18 protein-coding genes and 1 tRNA gene are annotated in these 20,298 nt (G+C 49.8%); 8 read left to right on the top strand and 11 right to left on the bottom strand.

What is annotated here, in order from left to right; translation table 11 throughout:
• From EV12_RS04235 to EV12_RS04225, 3 genes are all read right to left on the bottom strand, one after another.
• Positions 1-2,602 (bottom strand): hypothetical protein (locus tag EV12_RS04235; RefSeq protein WP_036912389.1); only part of this gene is annotated, 2,602 nt, incomplete at its 3' end.
• Positions 2,603-2,893: 291 nt separating this feature from the next.
• On the bottom strand, positions 2,894-3,718 hold the full coding sequence (locus tag EV12_RS04230) for a glucosamine-6-phosphate deaminase (RefSeq protein ID WP_036912387.1): 825 nt from the start codon (positions 3,716-3,718) through the stop codon (positions 2,894-2,896).
• The gene (locus EV12_RS04225; protein ID WP_052039452.1) at positions 3,719-5,119 is read right to left on the bottom strand and encodes a SpoIID/LytB domain-containing protein; all 1,401 of its coding nucleotides are present in this window, start codon (positions 5,117-5,119) and stop codon (positions 3,719-3,721) included.
• Positions 5,120-5,242: 123 nt separating this feature from the next.
• Here EV12_RS04225 and rnz point away from each other — a divergent pair, with 123 nt between their 5' ends.
• Together rnz and psbV are read left to right on the top strand one after the other, a co-directional pair.
• Complete coding sequence (gene rnz, locus EV12_RS04220) at positions 5,243-6,199, top strand: ribonuclease Z (RefSeq protein WP_036912402.1); 957 nt, start codon at positions 5,243-5,245, stop codon at positions 6,197-6,199.
• 114 nt (positions 6,200-6,313) lie between these two features.
• Positions 6,314-6,781, top strand: coding sequence for a photosystem II cytochrome c-550 (gene psbV / locus EV12_RS04215; RefSeq protein ID WP_241466984.1), 468 nt, complete (start codon positions 6,314-6,316; stop codon positions 6,779-6,781).
• A gap of 1,376 nt (positions 6,782-8,157) precedes the next feature.
• On the opposite strand, the gene EV12_RS04205 is transcribed toward psbV, so the two are convergent.
• The 4 genes from EV12_RS04205 to serA form a co-directional block, all read right to left on the bottom strand.
• Positions 8,158-8,577: a hypothetical protein gene (locus EV12_RS04205; protein ID WP_052039456.1), complete on the bottom strand. Its 420-nt coding sequence runs from the start codon at positions 8,575-8,577 to the stop codon at positions 8,158-8,160.
• Between the two features lie 114 nt (positions 8,578-8,691).
• On the bottom strand, positions 8,692-8,991 hold the full coding sequence (locus EV12_RS04200) for a ferredoxin (protein ID WP_011130797.1): 300 nt from the start codon (positions 8,989-8,991) through the stop codon (positions 8,692-8,694).
• 164 nt (positions 8,992-9,155) lie between these two features.
• Complete coding sequence (prmA, locus tag EV12_RS04195) at positions 9,156-10,061, bottom strand: 50S ribosomal protein L11 methyltransferase (protein ID WP_036912378.1); 906 nt, start codon at positions 10,059-10,061, stop codon at positions 9,156-9,158.
• Between the two features lie 14 nt (positions 10,062-10,075).
• Positions 10,076-11,662: a phosphoglycerate dehydrogenase gene (serA, locus tag EV12_RS04190; RefSeq protein ID WP_036912375.1), complete on the bottom strand. Its 1,587-nt coding sequence runs from the start codon at positions 11,660-11,662 to the stop codon at positions 10,076-10,078.
• Positions 11,663-11,765: 103 nt separating this feature from the next.
• Between serA and EV12_RS04185 the strand changes: the two genes are divergently transcribed.
• From EV12_RS04185 to EV12_RS04165, 5 genes are all read left to right on the top strand, one after another.
• The gene (locus tag EV12_RS04185; protein ID WP_036912373.1) at positions 11,766-12,332 is read left to right on the top strand and encodes a hypothetical protein; all 567 of its coding nucleotides are present in this window, start codon (positions 11,766-11,768) and stop codon (positions 12,330-12,332) included.
• Complete coding sequence (locus EV12_RS04180; protein WP_036912372.1) at positions 12,329-13,120, top strand: photosystem II S4 domain protein; 792 nt, start codon at positions 12,329-12,331, stop codon at positions 13,118-13,120. Before EV12_RS04185 ends, EV12_RS04180 begins: the two co-directional genes overlap by 4 nt.
• A 78-nt stretch (positions 13,121-13,198) precedes the next feature.
• Positions 13,199-13,270 (top strand) — tRNA-Val (locus tag EV12_RS04175).
• A gap of 29 nt (positions 13,271-13,299) precedes the next feature.
• A complete protein-coding gene (gene murD / locus EV12_RS04170) occupies positions 13,300-14,682 on the top strand; it encodes a UDP-N-acetylmuramoyl-L-alanine--D-glutamate ligase (protein ID WP_036912370.1) in 1,383 nt (460 codons plus the stop codon).
• A gap of 407 nt (positions 14,683-15,089) precedes the next feature.
• Positions 15,090-16,088 (top strand): hypothetical protein, encoded by a 999-nt coding sequence (locus EV12_RS04165; protein WP_036912368.1) that lies wholly within the window; start codon positions 15,090-15,092, stop codon positions 16,086-16,088.
• A 615-nt stretch (positions 16,089-16,703) separates the two neighbouring features.
• On the opposite strand, the gene EV12_RS14570 is transcribed toward EV12_RS04165, so the two are convergent.
• The 4 genes from EV12_RS14570 to EV12_RS04145 form a co-directional block, all read right to left on the bottom strand.
• Positions 16,704-16,976 carry a hypothetical protein gene (locus EV12_RS14570; protein WP_241477269.1) on the bottom strand — a complete coding sequence of 91 codons (273 nt, stop codon included), beginning with the start codon at positions 16,974-16,976 and terminating at the stop codon, positions 16,704-16,706.
• Between the two features lie 429 nt (positions 16,977-17,405).
• Entirely contained in the window at positions 17,406-17,678 is a 273-nt protein-coding gene (locus tag EV12_RS04155; protein WP_036912396.1) for a small RNA NsiR4-regulated ssr1528 family protein, read from the bottom strand.
• A 129-nt stretch (positions 17,679-17,807) separates the two neighbouring features.
• Positions 17,808-18,731: an AEC family transporter gene (locus tag EV12_RS04150; RefSeq protein ID WP_036912364.1), complete on the bottom strand. Its 924-nt coding sequence runs from the start codon at positions 18,729-18,731 to the stop codon at positions 17,808-17,810.
• Positions 18,732-18,797: 66 nt separating this feature from the next.
• Entirely contained in the window at positions 18,798-19,433 is a 636-nt protein-coding gene (locus EV12_RS04145; protein WP_036912394.1) for a 2OG-Fe(II) oxygenase, read from the bottom strand.
• A 390-nt stretch (positions 19,434-19,823) separates the two neighbouring features.
• Between EV12_RS04145 and EV12_RS04140 the strand changes: the two genes are divergently transcribed.
• Complete coding sequence (locus EV12_RS04140) at positions 19,824-20,249, top strand: pyrimidine dimer DNA glycosylase/endonuclease V (RefSeq protein ID WP_036912362.1); 426 nt, start codon at positions 19,824-19,826, stop codon at positions 20,247-20,249.
• The last annotated feature ends 49 nt before the right edge of the window (positions 20,250-20,298 follow it).

Below are 20,298 nucleotides of genomic sequence, written 5' to 3'. Positions count from 1 at the left end.
TATCAACCAGCAGATTGTTGTAGGTGGACATTGATTGACCAGGACCATCCACATTGCGTGGCATCAGTCCAGAGACAACAAGGCGAGCAAGCTGGCCATAGTCAAGTAATGGCAGAGCAACATCATCATCACTATCTCCATCTGAATCAATGATTGGTAGAAGAATCTCGTCAACAATGTCTTCAGCTATAGCTTCATCTTCATCCGCTGCATCATCATCATCAGGGTGATCGGCAATGATGTCACAGAGATCCTCGTCATCGTCGCAACCTGGCAGCAGCTCATCGATTGAATCATCTCCAGAGCTTGAATCATCTCCAGAGCTTGAATCACCACCAGAGCTTGAGCCGCCGCCAGAGCTTGAGCCGCCGCCTGAATTGCCTGGGTCTAACCCTTCTTCAATGTCTTCTTTAGTCTTATCCTCTACTATCAGCACAAGCGATCCTTTCTCGAGATAAACATCACGCAATGCAGCCTCATCCAGCGTGTGGTCCTTACCTAGGCCAGTGAAGGGAGCAGATTCTTGATCTCCATATCTAAGAGTAGTTTTGGTGGCAAGTTCGCTGATCTCACTTTCACTTCCATCAACATCAATAATGTTAAATGAGCCAGTAGGGTTGGTCATCTGTTCTGCGTTAATCACTAAAGAGCCGCTCTCATAATTAAAGCTACCTTTCACCTTGATAGGTGCTGGATATGAATCCCCGCTGTGGTCATGGATATCAGTCTGAATCTGGCCGCCTTTAAGCGTTAGATTATCAAATGTGGCCGGTTCATCATCATTTGCCTCCATTACCCCGCCAGATACAACGAACTGCGGGATGTGGCTAAAATCCTTGTCGTAATTCCATGTACCATCAACCTGAACAGCCCTCTCGAAATTAATATAATTACTACCATCAATCGTTCCCGTTCCGCCATTTGCACCAAACCTGACAACATCAATAGCTCCACCATCATTACCGCCATTTATTTGTCTGGAGTTAATGGGGCTATTAACCTCTAAAGTGTCAGAACCAGCAGCGAGAAGGATACGGTCAGCCGTCATAGTTCCATCATTTCTAAGGATATCGTCACCTCCTCCCATATCAATAATTCCCGAGACCTCAATAACACCTCCCTCATTATTAACCAGCTTGTCATTGCCATACTTCAGATCAATCTTGCCAGCCTTCAAAACACCCGTATTCTGAATAGTATCCATAAAGGATCCATTATGGCCATTATCACTTCCGGTGATCTCACCAGAAACATCCATCAAGCTCGAACCATGCCCCTTCCAATTACTAAGAGTATTATTATCAGACCCATTACCAAGATTAATCGATGCAGCCACCAAAGTAGAATTGCTGTTTTCAATAACATCATTTCCAGAGCCTCCAGATAGAGCGCCAGACAGCCTAATCGTAGCGTCAGTAGTGTTGCTCAACGTATTACTACCATCTCCCATTGAAATGCTATCTGCGGTAATCGTGCCAGTGTTATTGATAACATCATCGCCATCCTTACTTTGAATTTTAGTTGTTGTAATCGAACCAGTGTTTTCAATCATGTTATTACCACTATCAAGATCTATGCCAAAGTTTGCATAGGCTTGAGTGTTTCCAGCTACATCAATAACCCCGCTATTAGTGATCAGGGCATTCCCCGAACCCGCCTGCAGGTTGCCAGAGCCGCCAGTGGAAGAATTTTTAATAGTAAAAGTTCCTGCGTTGGTAATCGTATTAGTGTCACCCGGGTTAGGCCCAAGACTTAAGTTCGTCATCGTAATAGACCCTCCCTCTTCAACCGTTATTGAATCATTACCTGTTCCTGTATTCAGTTTGCCATCAATATTAAGCTGGCCAGACCCAACGGTAATCTGATCTTTTCCTGCACCCATATCAAAATCCTTACCCACCTTAAATATTGCTCCATTTGAGATTTTGATTAGGTTGTCACCGCCTTTTAAGTCAAAATTACCTTTGATATCGACTCCCCCAGACACATAAAACTTGTCCGCTGACGAAACGCCCTGATAGGAGCTGAGGTTGATCGCTCCATCAACCTCAAATTTAAGACCATTACCGTTTGACAGATTAACGCCATATCCCTTAAAACACCAATCACTACAAGACCCCTCAAGCTCGCCCTTTACTCTTATCAACCAAAGCGGATCAGAAGGCGTGATTGATGTTCCATCCAAGGAAAGCGTTCCGCCTTCATTAATAATAATCTTAGAGAATGGGCTTGTGGTTCCTGCTGTCACTTCATCTACTTCGCTATCGCCCCATTTATAATCTCCCGTGATTGTAATATCGTTTCCTCTAATTTCCGCTGGTTGATCATCAGCCTCAGCTTCTGTGTCGGCTTCTGCAGTGGTATCTGACTCTGTCGTTGAATCCGTGCCTGTATCGGTCGTTGAATCCGTGCCTGTATCGGTCGTTGAATCCGTGCCTGTGTCGGTCGTTGAATCCGTGCCTGTATCGGCCCCAGATCCAGAATCAGTTTCAGTGGCGACATCTGCTGCACCGACCTGAGCTCGACTAGCATCAAAAACAATTGATGGCGTAGCAGCCGCCAAAAACACAGCGACTGAAAGCAGAAGAGACTTATTACGCATTACCGAAACTCAAGTAAAATTTTATACCTAAAAGACATTACTGATTTTTCCAAAGAATGCAACTATTCCAATAATCCGATAGCAATATTACTATGATATCCAGATAGTTCACAAACCTCATTCAAGCCCAGTATTAGCAACCAAGATTTAACGCCTCTTCGCCCAAGCAAGTGCCTTCAGTAAGCAAAAGGCTATGCCAATAACGCACTATCTCGACGTTATTAATTATCTACCACCAAATAATCGTTTTCTTCGTTGCATGCAGCTACGAACTAAAACTCAAATCAAACTTTAACTGACATTCGCTTCAGAAACTTTCTCTCCAGTAACAGCTAATTGATCTGCCCAAAGTGAAACCCGAGCATGATTGCGCAACCAACTTGCTGGCAACTGTTCAGTGCATGGCGAATTAAGCAACGCCTTGAGAATCTCTGCTTTGGCTGAACCCGTCACGATCAGATGAATCTCATCAGCCGCGAGTATTTCTTGTAATCCAAGCGTGAGTGCTTGAGATGGCACCTGGCTGGGATCACCATCAAAAGCAGCCGCATTCTGTTGCCGGGTGGACTCCGATAACGACACCACCCGGCAAGAGGCATCTGGGCCACAAGGCGGCTCATTGAAGCCCACATGGCCATTGCTGCCTAAGCCCAGCAACTGCACGCCAACACCACCAAAACTCTGCAACTGAGCGGCATAACTGCAAGCCTGCTGCTCTGGATTAATCGCCTCTCCATCAGGAAGATGCAACTGCTGCGGGCTCAATTGCAACGGCTTGCCTAAATGACGCGCCATATAGGCCGCAAAGCTGCGCCGATCAGCTGCCCCCAAACCCACATACTCATCGAGATTGAAGCTGCACCAGCTGCGCCGCAAATGCTCCAGCTCATCAGCTGGCCAACGCTGCACACGGGCCACCAGTGCGGCATAGATCGGCACCATCGTGCGGCCTGTCGCCAAGCCAAGCGGTTTCGGCCTCTGCTCCCCCAGCCGCTGCCTTAGATGCCCCTCCAGTGCATCCACAACAGCTTCCACAAGGCTGGGCAGGTTCTCTCGCACCGTGATCGTGCTCGCGAACGCTTGCTCAGAGGCGACAGAAGGCCGCAAGAGGTTCAATTAGGCGTCTCCCATTCTCTCAACCCCTCCAGGCTGGCGAGAGCGCCACAGGAAGGCCAAAGAGGAATTCTGTAGCTGCCGATAGGGAACAATCTCTGCGCCTCGGTAGTAGTGATTGAGGATTTGGCGGAAATCTGCACCCCGTTGCGCCAGGCCATGGGCACCCCACTGACTCATGCCGACTCCATGGCCAAAACCTTGCCCCATCGCAAGCAACAACAGCGGCTGATGGCGCGAGCGGCGTGTTGAGCGAACCGGCAGAGGCGGCAAAGGCGGTGGCGGGGTCAGGCCCATGAAACTGGCATTGGCATCAACGCTGGCTGTTGCTTCATCACGCCAAGAGCCCATCAACACCGTTCCAGCGCCATAAGAGTTGCGTTCACCAAAGCTGTGCTCAAAGCGCTTAAGGCCAACGCCTGCGCCAGGCTTTGCAGACTTCGAGGCAAGCATTTCAAAGCGCACCAAGGTGCTCTTCAAGCCCAAACGCTGGCGCAGCTGCTTGCCGCTCAGCAGCAAATCACCACGAGGCCCCTGCACACGAGCCTGACGAATTCTGCCCGTGCCCGTGGTGCCCAACACAGCAATGCTGTTCACACCACCGGTTTCGCGGAACGCTCTTCGCAACTGATGCGGCTCAAACCACACTTCCCACTGATGCACAGGGCTGTGTTGATCGTGGTCCGGCACGCTGACCAGATAAGGCAGCTGCTTAGTCCATACTGCCCCGCTGGCTTCTGTTGCCCCGCCAGAGCTGCTGTGAAAGACAGCATCGATCAACTTGCCGCCATGCACTAAAACCAGCGAATGGGTGCTTTCCACCGCCTTCAGGGTGTTGGCGGTTTCAGATTCCACACCGCGATACACCTGACTGGCAACGGTGGCCTTGAGATCAAAACCACCTGCTTTGCCCTGCTGAGCAAGGGCATAGGTGCGAGCCGCCACCGCCTGAGCCTGTAGTGCAGCCAACGGCCAGGATTGCGGCATCTCACTGCCCACAACACTGGCCAGATAGTCCTCCACGCGCAGGTGGTTCACCACCTGCAACCCTGCACCAACAGATCGAACCCTCAACTCACCGCGATAGCGACGCTTACCCAGCCATATCCCGCGTGGGTCCGCACTGCGAACCCTTAGCTCACGCTGCAAAGCAAGCGACACCGATCGCCGTGATCGCCCCTCAAGGGTCAGCTGCAGCTGACCGCGCTGCTTGCGAACCGAAAGCCCCCTCAGTCTCTGCTCGCTCGAACCCAGGCCTGCCACAAGCAAAGGCTGCTCAGCATCAGCTCGCAGACGCAGCGCTGATGCTTCCAGCACCAACACCCGCATCACTGGCTCCTGCACAGCAATCACCTGGGCAGCAGGGCTTACGGCCGTGAGTGTTACCCCGCCGACCAACCCCATAGCCCATAGCGGCGAGGGCAAAGCCAATCAACATGCTCTACAAGAACATTCAGTGTGCCCCGATCACAACAACCAGGCCAGGCCCCAAGCCATGGCAGCATGGTCTTTGGGGTGTGCAAGGCCTTGCAGGTCACCTTTCTCGGCACCAGCTCGGGCGTACCGACACGAGCCCGCAATGTTTCAGCCGTAGCTCTACGGCTGCCCCAACGTGCTGAGTTGTGGCTGTTTGATTGCGGAGAAGGCACTCAGCATCAGTTCCTACGCAGCGACCTGCGTCTTTCTCAACTCAGACGAGTGTTCGTTAGCCACATGCATGGCGACCATGTGTTTGGCCTGCCGGGTCTGTTGGCCAGCCTCGGCCTATCCGGCAACAGCAACGGCGTGGATCTCTACGGCCCAGATCCACTTGAAAGCTATCTGCAAGGCGTGCTGCGCACTAGCTCCACCAGAATCGGATACCCCCTCAAGGTTCATCGCGTGCGGGACGCAGCGGAGCAGAACCTGATTGTGTTTGAAGACAAAGACATCCTGGTGCGCTGCACACCGCTCACCCATCGCGTGCCGGCCTACGCCTATCGCGTGGAGCAAAAACCCAAGCCAGGCCATTTCAACCTTGAACGAGCCCAAAGCCTCGGCATCCCGCCAGGCCCCGTCTATGCCGCCTTAAAGCGTGGTGAACAGGTCAGCCTTGATGATGGTCGCGTGGTGGATGGCCGCGACTTCTCTGGACCAGATCGCCCAGGCGCCAGCATCGTGTTCTGCACCGATACGGTGTTTTCAGAAGCTGCTGTGTCCCTAGCCAAAGGCGCGGACCTGCTGATCCACGAATCAACCTTCGCCCATAGCGAAGCAGAAATGGCTTATCAGAAGCAGCACTCCACCAGCACCATGGCGGCCCAAACAGCTGCCGAAGCCGGCGTCGGGAAACTCGTATTGACTCACCTCAGTCCCCGCTATGCACCAGGCAATCCTGTAACCCCAAATGACCTGCTACGAGAGGCTCAAGCCATCTTTTCGAACACGATCCTCGCCAAGGATTTCCTCAGTTTTGAAGTGGCTCCGCGCTGCAACAGTTCTTGATTACGGCCCTTAGAGCTCCCGCCCCGTGATACAAGGTGTTGTCGCTTCTGTCAGTAACTGGCGTATTCCATGGCCTCTCTCTTTGCATCCCTGGGACGGTCCCTGATCAAACTATTGATCGTTTTGCCCGTAATAATTGGCTTGAGCATTAGCTCTCCAGCCATGGCTGCCCAATGGGATGCCGAGACCCTCACCGTTCCCGCAGGCTCAGGCGGACAGCAGGTGACCTTCAGCGAGTCAGAAATCAAGAGCGCTAGCAAGCTCTTCAAAAGCAACTGCGCCACCTGCCATAACCAAGGCGTCACCAAGACCAATCAAAACGTTGGTCTCGACCTTGAAGCTCTCTCACTGGCATCACCTGCTCGTGACAACGTGGACGGCCTGGTCAACTTCCTGAAAAATCCCATGTCATATGACGGGGAATACAGCATTGCCGACACCCACCCAGGCATCAGCAGCAGCGATGTCTACGTTCAGATGCGCTCGCTCAACGATGACGACCTGCGCCTAATCGCCGGTTACATCCTCACCGCTGAGAAAGTACAGGGCGACCAATGGGGTGGTGGCAAGATCTACTTCTGATCGCTCAAGAAGCAAAAAACAATCAGGGGATCTCAGCCAAAACTGGGGTCCTTTTTTTTGCCTAAAAAATTGGCAGTGTTCTCGCTCACAAGAGTCTTATCTTCAATCGCGATCTAAAATCAATAGCGATCTACAACTCCAGTGTTTGTTCCTGTCTTAATGGCTAAGTGAACAAGCTCATTGAGCAAGCTGATTGAACAAGCTGATGACCGACATGTCTTCTACAGGAAAAGGCTTGTCGGTTGCGCACTCTCAACCTCCCAGGGGAACGAGTAACTAGCCCTAGATCAAATGAGGAGGTCCCAGGAGAGGGTCTGCGTCAAGACTGATGCCGCCTGCACTATCGCTCTCGAGCTGGGTGGAATGATTGGTTTGAAGGCATGGACTTGATCCAGTAAGCCGATCTTCAGAACAATGACCTCTGAGACGCTTCGCTTGCTGTCGAGGTAAAGATCTACTGCTCAAATTCAATGGTTGCCGCAAAAGACAAGCGTTTCAGCAACCAAGCCTTCACAACAGCTTGCTTAAGAACACCTTGCTTAAGCATTTGGATTGCAGAACTGAAAACAAAGACGAGCCATTTAAATGGTTCTCTTTAACCTCTAATTGAAGCTCTTAATCAGCATGCAAGCATCACTTCTAGCAGAAGCATGGCCTGCAGTTTCAACCAACAGTCTTTAGCATCTACAACAAGGTAAAACGAAGACGAGCCATCAATCTCAAAGACCAAAGCAGCTAGTATTCAATGCAAATAAATTGTCTTTTGATTGCCTGCACCACCAAGACCTGAACAAATCAATCAGTGACACTGATATATTTTCACTGCTTAGCAAGACATCAATCAAAGGGCGAAGCATGTCACGATCATGCCTCCATCCACCAACGGATCTCGCATTAATGGCAGATCTGGATTGGATATTAATGGCTGTAGTTACAGCGGCTGCGTTGAGATGGGGAGACAAATAAATGTCATCCCACTGCCAGCTCAGCAATAAGACAAGTGATCTCATTTCTTCTTATGGCGAACAGACAAGCTTCTCATAATCTGAGCTGTAAGTTTTAGGAAAGAATCGAAGCTTGCCTTCACTCGTGACCTGATCATGGCTCAACAAGACTTTTGCATAGTCAGCCAAAGACGATGAATAGTAACTTCCATGCGCAAAGTCTGCTCGCTACGCTCCTACTCAGCAAATCATCTGCTGCTTCTATACACACAGCCTCGTTCAAAGAAAGCTGCTTTGGCTTGTCGATGATGCAATCAGAAGATGGGGAATGCTCTATTAACTACTTCAATCAGCTATCTAGGTGAATAGAAGTAACGATAGTTTTTCCGTTGATCGAAATGCCAAATCAGTAGCCAATCAGCCCTTTGCCGATCAACACGATGGGGTCTCTTCCGTTGCAAGCAGCATCGAAGCTGGCAGCAGATTTGCTGGGTCCTTTGAAAGCTGTCCACGGCTATACCACCACTCCTGCAAACCCGGCGTCAAACGCTGAGAAAACAACGTCAGCACTGTGACTGTGGGCTTTGAGCCAGGCTGCAGTAGCTCAACGACATAAGACGGACAACGTCGAGCTGCTACATCAGCAACAAAGCGCCGGCCCACACGTCGCCAACTTGGCTCCTTGCTCCGCCAGGCAAGGCGACAGCAAGGCCAGGGCAGTTCCTCGCGATCAAACAGCCGGCAACAAGAACCGATAACACGAAAACTGTATTGCCCACCAGGACTGGTGTGAATGCTGCCGTGCTCCAACACAACATCGATATCCGCTCTGCCAGGGGCAACAGAAGTCACATCTAAAACAGAGCCATCAACATCACCTTGAAGCAAAAAGCCACCCGCTGAGGGTGGCTGATGGGATCCCGATTCGCAAGCACTGATCGGGAACAGAGACAACTCGCGCGGAGCTCAATAAAGCTCTTCCTCTGCATGGGTCTTGATGGTGCAATCAGAGGTTGGATAAGCGACGCAGGTCAATACGAAACCAGCCTCAAGCTGATCGTCGTCTAGGAAACTCTGATCGGACTGGTCCACAGAACCACCTGTGAGCTTGCCTGCACATGTGGAGCAGGCCCCTGCACGACAGGAGTAGGGCAGATCGATGCCCTGCTCTTCAGCAGCATCAAGAATGTACTGATCATCGGGAACCTCAATGGTCTTGTTCAGACCCTCGCTCTCGCTGATCAGGGTGACTTTGTAGGAAGCCATGGAATGGATGGAAACGCATAGAAACCCAGAAGTAAAACCCCCCTGGAGCGCTTCTTCTAACACCCTGACAGCAAAAATACAGTCTGATCGTGCAATCTGCCCGGCTAAGTCCAATCAAAGAACGACTACTGATAACCCTGGCTTATATAAAAATAAGCACGGAATTACCGCCTAGAAACATCTAAAAGCCCCCAGCAGCCCTGCTCATTCAGGCAATTCACCCGCCATCCCAGCGCCTCTAAAACCATCTGAAGCCTTGGCGCTTGATCAACCAGCAAACCACTGAGCAGACCTCGACCATTGGCACTCAACAACTGTTCAAAACTTGGTGCCAAAGCCTCAATCACAGGAGCAAGGATGTTGCAGAGCAGTAGGTCGACGACCTCTCCCTGCAGCTGCGCTGACAAAGCATCCACAGAACCATGCACAACCCTTAAACGATCTAAATCGAGCTCATTGAGCTCTGCATTGGCTCTAGAGGCGCAGACAGCATGGGAATCGGTATCAGCGGCCAGGACCTGCCTGGCCCCAAAACCCAGTGCAGCGAAACCCAGCACCCCACTGCCACAGCCAAGATCTGCCACCCTCAAGCCCAGCGGTGGGTTCCTCTCCAGCGCCTCCAGGCAAAGGCGAGTGCTTGGGTGACTGCCAGTACCAAAAGCACTGCCAGGGTCCATTCGCACAACAAGCCGATCGGCATACTCCTGCGGCAGATCCAACCAAGCAGGCAAGATCAACAGACGCTGCCCCACCGGATCGGGTTGCCAATGTTGCTTCCAGTTCAAACTCCAGTCTTGATCTGCTATCTCGCACCAAGTGGGGTTGGCTAATGTCAGGCCAAAGGGGTCTGCCAGAGGACGCAGGTTGACCATCAGCTGATCTCTATCCGACTCGCACCACTCAGACGATGGCAACCATGCCAACAGGGTGCGCTCAGCCTTCTCAGGTGCATGTTGAACAGCGATGCGACAGATTCCCAGATCTGTCAGCTTCCAGATCAGCGACTCTTCCAGCTCATCGGCAATGGGCAAGGCAAGACGCCACCAGCGAAGAGCAGAAGCAGAGTTCATCTCATCAGCCTTGTTCAGAGGGTGACCGGATGGGCTTCCTTAATGCCATTAATCGCATGGATGGTGACCAGCAAGCTGGGCGGAATTGGATCATCAATACTCAGCACCATCACCGCATCACCGCGAACAATGCGACGCCCCACCTGCATCGATGCGATGTTGACGTTGTGTTCACCAAGCACGGAGCCCAACTGGCCGATGATCCCAGGCATATCCCGGTGCCTGGTCAACAGCATGTGTCGACTAGGCGACACGTTGACCGGGAATTCATCAATGGTGGTGATGCGTAGATCGCCATTGGCAAACACCGCACCAGTCACGCTGTGACCGCCCTGGTCACCACGAGTCGTCAGTTGCAAGGATCCCCCGGCAAAATCCTTACTTGTATCGTCCTTGACCTCCAATACACGAATGCCACGGCCCTTGGCTTCCAAGGACGCATTCACGTAATTGATCCGATCGCCAAGGGCACTTGTTAGCAAGCCCTTTAGAGCAGCAATAACCAGAGGCTGAGAGGGATGCTGAGAGAACTCCCCCTGAAGACGTACTTCAAGCTCCTGCAACTGCCCTCCGGAGAGCTGGCTCACCAACAGCCCCAAGGTCTCGGCTAATTGCAAATGCGGCTTGAGCCGCTCCATGATCTCTGCACTGAGGCCAGGGATGTTCACGGCACTACGGGCAGGCAGACCAAGAAGAACGTCGCGAATCTGTTCCGCCACATCAACAGCCACGTTCTCCTGCGCCTCTGTCGTCGAAGCTCCAAGGTGGGGCGTAAGGATCAAGCGCTCCTGCACAGAGCGCAGCGGCGAATCGGCAGCCAATGGCTCCTGGGCATAAACATCTAACGCCGCCCCGCCAATCACTCCAGCCTTCAAGGCATCAGCCAGAGCTGACTCATCGATGATGCCTCCGCGAGCACAATTCACGAGCCTTGCTGTGGACTTCATCTTGCCCAGCAATTCCGCATTGACCAAATTCTCGGTATCGGGAGTACGCGGGAGATGCAAGGTGATGTAGTCGGCCTGCTCAAAAAGATCCTCCAAGCTCGAGAGTCGTACCTGCATCTGTTGAGCACGGTCAGCAGAGATGAAGGGGTCGTAAGCGATCACCTCCATACCCATGGCATTGGCGACCCGAGCCACATGGGAGCCGATCTTGCCGAGCCCAACCACGCCGAGAACTTTCTTATAGAGCTCGTTGCCTACATATTTCTTGCGATCCCAACCCCCAGCCATCGTGCTGGCATGGGCCTGAGGCACATGCCGAGAAAGCGAAAGCATTAAAGCCAATGCCTGTTCGGCAGCAGCAATGGTGTTGCCCTCCGGCGAGTTCACCACCAGAACACCCTGTTGAGTCGCCGTCGGCACATCAACATTATCGACGCCAACACCCGCCCGACCAATGATGCGTAAACGTCCGCCGGCCTCGATCACAGCCGCCGTGACCTGCGTACCAGATCGGATCATCAGAGCGTCGTAGTCGCCGATCATCGCCTTAAGGTCATCCTCTGACAGCCCCACACGCTGATCCACCTGTGCCACCTGAGCGAGGATGTCAATTCCCGCTTGGTCGATAGGGTCTGAAACCAGAACTTTCGTCATCAACCAGCGCAAGACTGCCGCAGGGCACTGTAGAGATCTACATGCTCCAAGCCCTGTAGACCGCAAACCAGGGTTCAGAATTCAAACGATTGAGGTGTGTTGTATGGCTGTTTGCGTTCTTGTTCTCGCCGAAAGAGACCCCGCAGATCAATTGAATGAACAACTCAGGGCAGCAAAGACCCCTCTAATCCGCTGTGAGCTGGTGCCGCCTGTAACCACAAGCACAACAAAGCCTGAGATAGCAGCCTCCGAGACCAAGGGGAATGGCGACACACTCGAAAGCATGGACATCGATTCGGTCGAAATGCTTAGCCCCAAACTGGCCCGCCAGCGGCGTCAAAAAGTGATGTCCTTCTGGTTGCTGCCGTTTGGCTTCATCGCCGGTATCACCATGACGTTGATGACGGATATGGACACCTTTGCCAGCTTCGGCCCCTTGGTTGCATCAATCATCGGTGGCCTGCTGGGCCTGGGCTCAGGTTGGATGGGTAGTTATGCATCAGCCATGAGCGTCAAAATGGAAAATGCCGAAGACGTTCGCATCCTGCGCAATCGCCATGAGCAAGGTCGCTGGCTGCTGCTGCTGGAGACACCAATGGACATCGATATGCCCTGGAAAGTGCTACGAGAAGCAAATCCCCTTGAAATAACAAGACTGAGCAAGCTGTGATCTTGCCGCGGCAAGAGCTGCTCAAAGGTTGTCTGGATCCAAGAGGCATGGAAGCCCTGCTGGTCCAGGCAGACACGGTGCTACGGACCTGGCAGCCCAGCTGGAGTGCGTTTGTTTCTGCCCCCTTGCGGGAGGAAGCCCTGCATAGGTTTGCCAGCCTCACTGATCTGCACTGGCACGCCGACGGTGGTCACCCTGGCGCTGAACGTCAGCGGCTGTGCTGCAGCCGCAGCGAAGACAACCATCACCCCACTCCCTCAGAAGCAGCCCCGATCCATGGTCTGCTACTGCATGGCAACTTTTTATTTGATTCCCCCAGCCCAACAGATCTCCGCCAAGCCCTAGAGGCGATCGACGCTCGACCAGAACAACTTGGAGATCTTTGGATTCGCGGTGATCGCGGTGCACAAGCCCTTTGCACTCCCGAGTTAGCCGTCAATCTCGACGGCCGCAGCAGCAGAGTGCGAGAGGTAGAGATCAACTGTGAAGCTGTTGCAGTGGCTCAACTGCAGCCACCAGCCCACCGCCTGACCCGCCGATTGAACAGTGTTGAGGCCTCTTGCAGGATCGATGCAATCGCCTCAGCCGGCTTTGGTCTCTCGCGAGCCAAGGTGGTCAACCAAATCAAGCAAGGTCACCTTCGCCTGAACTGGGAACCAGTCCGACAAACAAGTCGAGAACTTGTAGTGGGCGATCGCCTGCAACTTCAGGGTCGAGGCACGCTCAAGGTGCTGGCGCTGGAAATGACCAAGCGTCAGCGTTGGCGGGTGGAAATGCTGCGGCACTGAAGATTCGTATCGCCAGGCTGCTAGCTTCGCTTCTTGAAAAGCCACCGGTCACCACTCACTCTGATCGAAGGGCCCCGCGGGCGATTAGCTCAGAGGTAGAGCACTACCTTGACACGGTAGGAGTCACTGGTTCGATTCCAGTATCGCCCACTCCCCTTACAAAGACAGGACTCTCATCGATGGCACGCACTGTGGTCGTGGGGCTTGGACGCTCCGGCATCGGTGCGGCACGACTTCTACAAGCAGAGGGACATCAGGTCACAGTGCTTGAGCGCAGCATCGAGTCGAATCTCCAACTTTTGGCAGCTGATCTACGTCTGCAGGGAATTGCTGTAGAGCTAGGCAAACCTCTAGAGCTGACCAGCTTCATCCCTTGGCTGGATCAACTTGATGCCGTGGTCATTAGCCCTGGTATTGCCTGGGACCACCCAACACTGTCTGCACTGCGTCAACGCGGCATTGACATCATTGGAGAGATGGCAGTGGCCTGGCGAAGCCTGAGCCATCTGCCATGGATCGCCATTACCGGCACGAATGGCAAAACAACAGTGACCCATCTGCTCAATCATGTGCTTGAAAGCAATGGCCTCAGGGCACCAATGGGCGGCAATGTTGGCCATGCCGCGGCCGAAATCGCATTGAACTGGCGGCAAACAAAAGAACAGCGCCCCGACTGGCTGGTCATGGAGCTCAGCAGTTACCAGATCGAAGCCGCTCCTGAGATTGCCCCCCGCATTGGCATTTGGACCAACCTCACCCCCGACCACCTCGAACGCCACGGCACCCTTGATGCTTACCGAAAGATCAAGCGTGGCCTACTGGAGCGCTCCGAGATCCGCATCTTCAATGGCGATGATCCAGATCTTCGCAGCCAAAGATCCAGCTGGGATGAGGGGCTGTGGGTGAGCAGCGAAGGCCCTGGTCATGCAAACCATCCCGCCGACTTTTGGATTGACGCCGAGGGGATGGTTAGGGAACCGCAAGGAAGGCTCTTTGCTGCTTCGGCTCTGGCCATGCCTGGACAGCACAACCTTCAAAACCTGCTGATGGTGACAGCCGCAGCCCGAAAAGCAGGCCTGACTGCACAGGCCATCGAAGCCAGCCTGCGCTCGTTCCCAGGCGTGCCTCACAGACTCGAACCGCTTGGGCATATCCAGCAAATGAGCGTGTACAACGACAGCAAGGCCACGAACTATGACGCCGCCTGTGTGGGGCTCAAGGCCGTCCCTGCTCCTGCCGTTGTGCTGGCGGGTGGACAAACCAAACAGGGCGAGGCCTCTGGATGGCTACAGCAATTGGATCAGAAAGCCTGTGCCGTAGTGCTATTTGGAGCAGGTGCATCCGAACTGCAAGAGCTGATCAAAACATCAGGCTTCCGCGGTGAGCTGCATTGCTGCACCAACCTCAACGCTGCTGTGACTTTGGCCATTCCACTGGGCATCAAGCAACAAGCCGCCTGCCTGTTGCTTTCACCAGCCTGCGCGAGTTTTGATCAATACCAAGACTTCGAAGCCCGCGGCAATCATTTCCGCAGCCTAATTACACCACAGTTAACGACCTAATCTATAGCTCACTGATAACTAGTTTTGACTTTATGACTCATTTCTATGTTCGATAATGGTGCGATTGTTGCTCTATTTTTAACGGCAACCCTACTTACTTATCAATGACTAATAGCTAGTGCAACATTAAGCCTTAAAGGGCTGCTTGATTGATTTAACCCTTGAGCCAAAGCGCAAGGCCGCCCCCACGGCCTCTAGCCGCAAGCCACTCACCGTTCGCCCCCATTGAGATCAGAGCAAAGAAAGGCAATAGAGACTGCCATCCCTTGAGTTCACCGCGACGTACTAAATAGAAACATGCTCATTCATTACCGCATCTAACGAGACGATTTCAATTTGATTTAATCGAGAGATAATTCTATTGACTTGTTTAATCAGGCCATCCACACAGCATTCACTCAAAAAAGATGGTTGTTAATTCTTGGCAACAAATCCTCATTGATTTTCGGGATCTTGGTGGAATTGCAGAAAATGTCGACCTCAGAGAAGGTCAATATGGAAGAGGACTATTCCCTTTGGATCCAGAACTTCCATCAAAAATTCAAGTCCCAGAAAACTTGTTGATTCATTCTAAATACCTTTATATTGATTCCAAAGAAATAAAAATCGACAGCGAATCTCCTTGCACACCTGAAACAAGAAAATTCATCGACAATTACCTTGAATCTATTGCCTTTGAAGCTAGTGTATGGGATGTGATAAATGGATTCGAGGATGGCCTTAGAAAATTACCACTTGAGGTCATTAACATACTTGAAAACCTAGGAGCTTTAGACTTAAAGACTAGGCATAAAGGCAATTGGGAAGAAGTTATATTCAGTAATTTTATCCAGTCTAGATTTGTGGACTACAAGAAGGGGAAATACTTAGCTCCTATTTTTGAACTCATCAATCACAATCATAATTTTCAGACATTCTCAACTAATGGAAGTGCAGGTCTTTCCACTGAAAAGAAGAAAGGCGATCATGAGTTCCTACATAGCTATTCTAAAGGCAATGATCCAATAAGGATGTTTTTTGGCTATGGCTTTAGTAGCAAAGAGCCTTTTGCTTTTTCATTCCCTATAGTAATCAATGTCTCTACAACTAAGAAACCAGTTCGAATTCAAGGAGGATCTGGCATAGAAGGATTAATCCACTTACAAAATCAAGATAATGAGTTATTGCTTGATTATTTGCCTATTGGCAATAAATTCGACCCTACTTTCCCAATCAGACAACTAACTGCAACTCTAAAACCATTCCCTGAATACAAACCTCGAGAAATATTAAACAAGGCATTCACTTCCAACCAAGAAGAGATCTGCAATCTGTTATTAAAGCTAGATCAATCCAATAGTAAAATAAGTTCTTTACTTAAAGAAGCTCTTTGCTATCAATTATCAGCAATTGCCTATTACTGGTAAGCAGCCTAAGAGTTGCTCTAGAGTTTCAGTATTGTAGTGCAGCTAACCTAAGCAACCCTGCAGTGTTGAGGTCAGTTAAAGCCTTATAAGAAATGTTGTAGTCCATCAGCCTTTGTTTCTCACTAATCCTGATTAAGCCGTTACTCACCACAACCATTAAAAAGACTCGTGCAAAGCATACTCCTAAGAGCTATTCATAATGGTATAGAAGATATTATTATATTTTCCTAGGTCCAATTTGCTCTACTAAATATACATACTATGCCTCTATCTTCCGTGGTGACTTGCATTGCTGCACCAACCTCAACGCTGCTGTGATTTTGGCCATTCCCCTCGGCCTAGAGCGACAAGCCGCCTGCCTGTTGCTTTCACCAGCCTGCGCGAGTTTTGATCAATAGCAAGACTTCGAAGCCCACGGGAATCATTTCCGCAGCCTAATCAAACCACATTTAACGGCCTAATTGACTGCTAACGGATCAATGGCTTTGACTTTCTGGCTCATTCCTTTGCTCAATAACGGAGCAATTAGTGCTCTATTTTTAACAGCAAACCTACTTGCAAATCAATGACTAATAGCTAGTGCAACATTAAGCCTTAAAGGGCTGCTTGATTGATTTAACCCTTGAGCCAAAGCGCAAGGCCGCCCCCACGGCCTCTAGCCGCAAGCCACTCACCGTTCGCCCCCATTGAGATCAGAGCAAAGAAAGGCCTTTCTTTCTCTTCAGGCTCATCTAACGGGCGGCTCCATAAGACCCTTGAAGCAAAACTAACTTTGATTTGATCAAAAAAGAAAGGCAGTAGAGGCTGCGATCCCTTGAGTTCACCTCGACCTATGAATTCAAGCTTTAGCAAGCCAATCACAACAGAGTTAACAATAACTAAAGGCATTGATTCATGACTGCCCTTGTCTTGCCTTAGCTCTAGGCTCGCAGAAATAAATCGAAGCATGAAAGAAGAGAACAAGTCTTCTTTCTCTTTGCCTTGCTTCCAAACAGATACAAACTTCCAAAGTCCATTGAGTGAATTAATCTCAATCCCGCTCCCTTGCTTTCTAGCCAAGGCTTCTAGTTTTAAAAGCTCCTGCGAAGCAGGAAGACTTTTCAATCTGCTTTCATGCTTGGCTTCGCGGCTGGACAATGAACAATCACACTCTCACTATTGATTCTAATCACACAACAGCCTAAAGGAAAAGTCAAATCAATAACTTTTAACGACTGCAATCCTCAATTCGATAACAGGTCTTTTCTTAGATTTGCCTAGCAAAAGCTAAGTTCCTACCAATCACTAATCATTAATTCCGCACATCTACAATCTAAATCAACTGAAGAAAAACTCAATCTCTTTTGATTTCAAGCCTTCCCATCCAGCATCTATAAGACGTTGATTGAGGCTCTCTTGGTCGAAATGCTTTGCTCCTGAACGGACAATTCGATTACGCATTGACTTCTTGACGCCACTCCTCTTTCTCGCACCTTCTTGATCCATCACCTCCTTGTAGAGTTTCAGCATCTCTAAAGGGATGGGGCTTCCATCAAGATCTATCCCTGCCTCAATCGCTTTATCAATTGCATCCGGACCAGAAAAATCCATCGGTAAGATTTGAAGACTGCTTGAGCTCATTATAGTGCGTTTAGAGCTTGCAAGAGCTAAGAAGGCAGCAAGTAGAAGTCCAGAGAGAGGCCTCCTCCAAGCTCTACTCAAACACTTCAATTGCTGAGATCAATTGATTGATTGAAGAGCTAAATACCAAATAGGGACTGTGAACAAGGAAATTAAAGTGCTCCAAGCCACTAAAGAAACAGCAACGTTTTGCTCCTGACCACTGGCTTCAGCTAACAACAGCACAGAAATAGCTGTGGGTGTGGCTGCCTGTAAGACAAGAGCTTTGCACATCAAAGCTGACAAGCCAAAAGCCTTGGCAAGAGCCAACATTAAGGCAGGAAGAAACATCAGCTTTATGAGCAAGCTGGGCCCAACTAATGAGAACAAGTTTCTAATAGTTGGATTATTAACAGACCCAAAAGAACCCAAACGTATCCCAACAATCATTAGAGCTAGAACAATCACAATTCTGGATGGGATCCAAAGAGCAGAGGTGATTTGATCATTCCATGGAGTCAACTGAACTAAAAATGCCCCAACCAATCCCTTAGTCGCAGGACTACTAGTCAGAACACGTAAAAGATTTGTCCAAGCAGCTATTCCCTTCAATTCGAATGAGGAGTTTGCTAAAAGTATGGGCCCTAAGCTCCATACAAGTAACGTGGCGCCAAGGTCATAACCAATGCTAAAGCTGAGTGCCTGACTTGGCAGAAGAGCCAATGAAACAGGTATCCCAAAATGGCCAGAATTCCCAAAGACACTACCCAACAGCAAACTTCGACTGCCAATAAGATTTCTAATCTTTGGGAAAATCCTAATTGCAACTATCACCAATCCAATGGCAAGTAAGGACATCGCAAGGGCCTCAAAAAGACGCCAATCCATCCCACTCTTGAGCAGAAGACCCATCAGGCTGACTGGTATGCCAAAGTTGATAAGTGGTGGGGCTATTTGAGATGAAAGTCTTGTATTAAAGCGACCAATCAAATAGCCGAATGCCAGCAAGGGCAACAATTCACTAAAGAGTCGCAGAATTAACATTTAACGACCTCGGTGTAAAAAAACCTTATGAATCTTGGTCTGAGAATATGCTTTTCAACCAAAGTTTCAAGATGCTGCCAAACGAGAAAGATAGGAGTCTCTACTGCCTGCATTAATCCAGCCTGTAGCAATCGTTTTAGTGCTTTCATTATTGACTCGGCCGCGATGAATATGAGATGGACCTGCAGGAAAAATGACTAGTTTACCTCGCTCTGCAGGTTCATGATGTTGCTGCCAATAAAACTCAGTGCCAGCCGAATCAATATCATTACAATAAAGAATCCAAGCAAGCATTCTATGAACAGGCTCTGTTGCCTCATCGCTGACAGTCCAATCACAATGCCAGCGCTTAAAACCTTCACCAGGGCCATAACGTTGGATATTAAAAATCGGAATGACAAACAGAGACTGCTCTGGAGAGCAGTCTCTAAATAACGGACGATCCTGAAGATATTGGTCGAGAGCAGCAGTAACACCTCGAACAATCACATCTGAAAGAGCAAATGCCTCTGGATCTGAACGATCAATTGCAACAAGGCTTATATCGGTTGACACTTTGGCTGGTTCTGACTCGGATGAAGATGAGTCATTACCGAAGGCGACTCCACTATGTTGAAGATCAAGGCGCCGATCAAAGAATGACATAACCCCATCAGCAACAGCCTCGAAACCAGGGTTGCGATAACAAGCAATCAGATCCAAAGTCACAGCTTTTCATTCGGGATTGACATCAAGTTAATTGCCTTTTCAAAGGAATGCCTCTATAGCTCGATTGGCTTGAAAGGTTCATAACGAATAAGCCCCTGAGACAGGGGTGCTATCCAAACTTTATCCGAACCACCACTTTCTTTTGAGATCCCATGGCAAAGCAAGAACCTAATTACTGGTTGATGAACAGTGAGTATGTTGTGATAGAAAGTGATCTCAGTGAAGCATGAAATTCTATTCTAGCAAAATTCTACCAAGTTCATTTCTCGATCACTGCAGCCATGCCATTCCTGGTAGATGATCGGGATGGAGGCAAGTTGGTGCCAATCTTGCAACGTGCTCAACAAAACGATTGGTTGATCCATTGATCAGAAAAGAGTTTTTATGACAAGAATCAACTTGATTAAGCCAAGCGAATTGTCTGATCAACATTTAGTGGCGGAATATAGGGAAATTTTCATGGTTGGCTCAGCACTTCAACGCTCAATAAAGTCAAAAAACTGGAAGAGAACCAAAGAACAACTACCCAAAGAATTCACCTTAAATATTGGACACGTCAAGTTCTTCTATAACAAAGGTAAGTATTTGCATAAAAGATATTTTGAACTCATAGATGAAATGAAAAGCAGAGGCATGCATCCAAATCCAGAACGCCAATTCAAAAAAGAACAGTGGCCAAGTGACTTGTATAAAGACTGGGAACCTAAAGCAAAAGATATTGAGCTAATAAGAGAAAGAATTAAAGAAAAAATTAATCAAAAGCCAACTTGGTATCGCTGGACAAAAAGCAAGGTAATCGAACAAGAATAAAAGCAGGGTAAGCTGGACACTCATTCCAGCAAGCCTCAAAACGTCTAAA

This window comes from Prochlorococcus sp. MIT 0701 (assembly GCF_000760295.1).
Classification (GTDB): domain Bacteria; phylum Cyanobacteriota; class Cyanobacteriia; order PCC-6307; family Cyanobiaceae; genus Prochlorococcus.
The sequence above is the reverse complement of the archived record's forward strand: the minus strand, read 5'-3'. Positions and strand labels throughout refer to the sequence as shown.

Bases quoted from the DNA above. Each gene is read 5' to 3' on its own strand.
- EV12_RS04225 (WP_052039452.1), bottom strand. From the start codon at position 5,119: ATGGGGTTGGTCGGCGGGGTAACACTCACGGCCGTAAGCCCTGCTGCC.
- EV12_RS04200 (WP_011130797.1), bottom strand. From the start codon at position 8,991: ATGGCTTCCTACAAAGTCACCCTGATCAGCGAGAGCGAGGGTCTGAAC.
- prmA (WP_036912378.1), bottom strand. From the start codon at position 10,061: ATGAACTCTGCTTCTGCTCTTCGCTGGTGGCGTCTTGCCTTGCCCATT.
- serA (WP_036912375.1), bottom strand. From the start codon at position 11,662: ATGACGAAAGTTCTGGTTTCAGACCCTATCGACCAAGCGGGAATTGAC.
- EV12_RS04185 (WP_036912373.1), top strand. From the start codon at position 11,766: ATGGCTGTTTGCGTTCTTGTTCTCGCCGAAAGAGACCCCGCAGATCAA.
- murD (WP_036912370.1), top strand. From the start codon at position 13,300: ATGGCACGCACTGTGGTCGTGGGGCTTGGACGCTCCGGCATCGGTGCG.
- EV12_RS04165 (WP_036912368.1), top strand. From the start codon at position 15,090: ATGGTTGTTAATTCTTGGCAACAAATCCTCATTGATTTTCGGGATCTT.
- EV12_RS14570 (WP_241477269.1), bottom strand. From the start codon at position 16,976: ATGCCTTTAGTTATTGTTAACTCTGTTGTGATTGGCTTGCTAAAGCTT.
- EV12_RS04155 (WP_036912396.1), bottom strand. From the start codon at position 17,678: ATGGATTTTTCTGGTCCGGATGCAATTGATAAAGCGATTGAGGCAGGG.
- EV12_RS04150 (WP_036912364.1), bottom strand. From the start codon at position 18,731: ATGTTAATTCTGCGACTCTTTAGTGAATTGTTGCCCTTGCTGGCATTC.
- EV12_RS04140 (WP_036912362.1), top strand. From the start codon at position 19,824: ATGACAAGAATCAACTTGATTAAGCCAAGCGAATTGTCTGATCAACAT.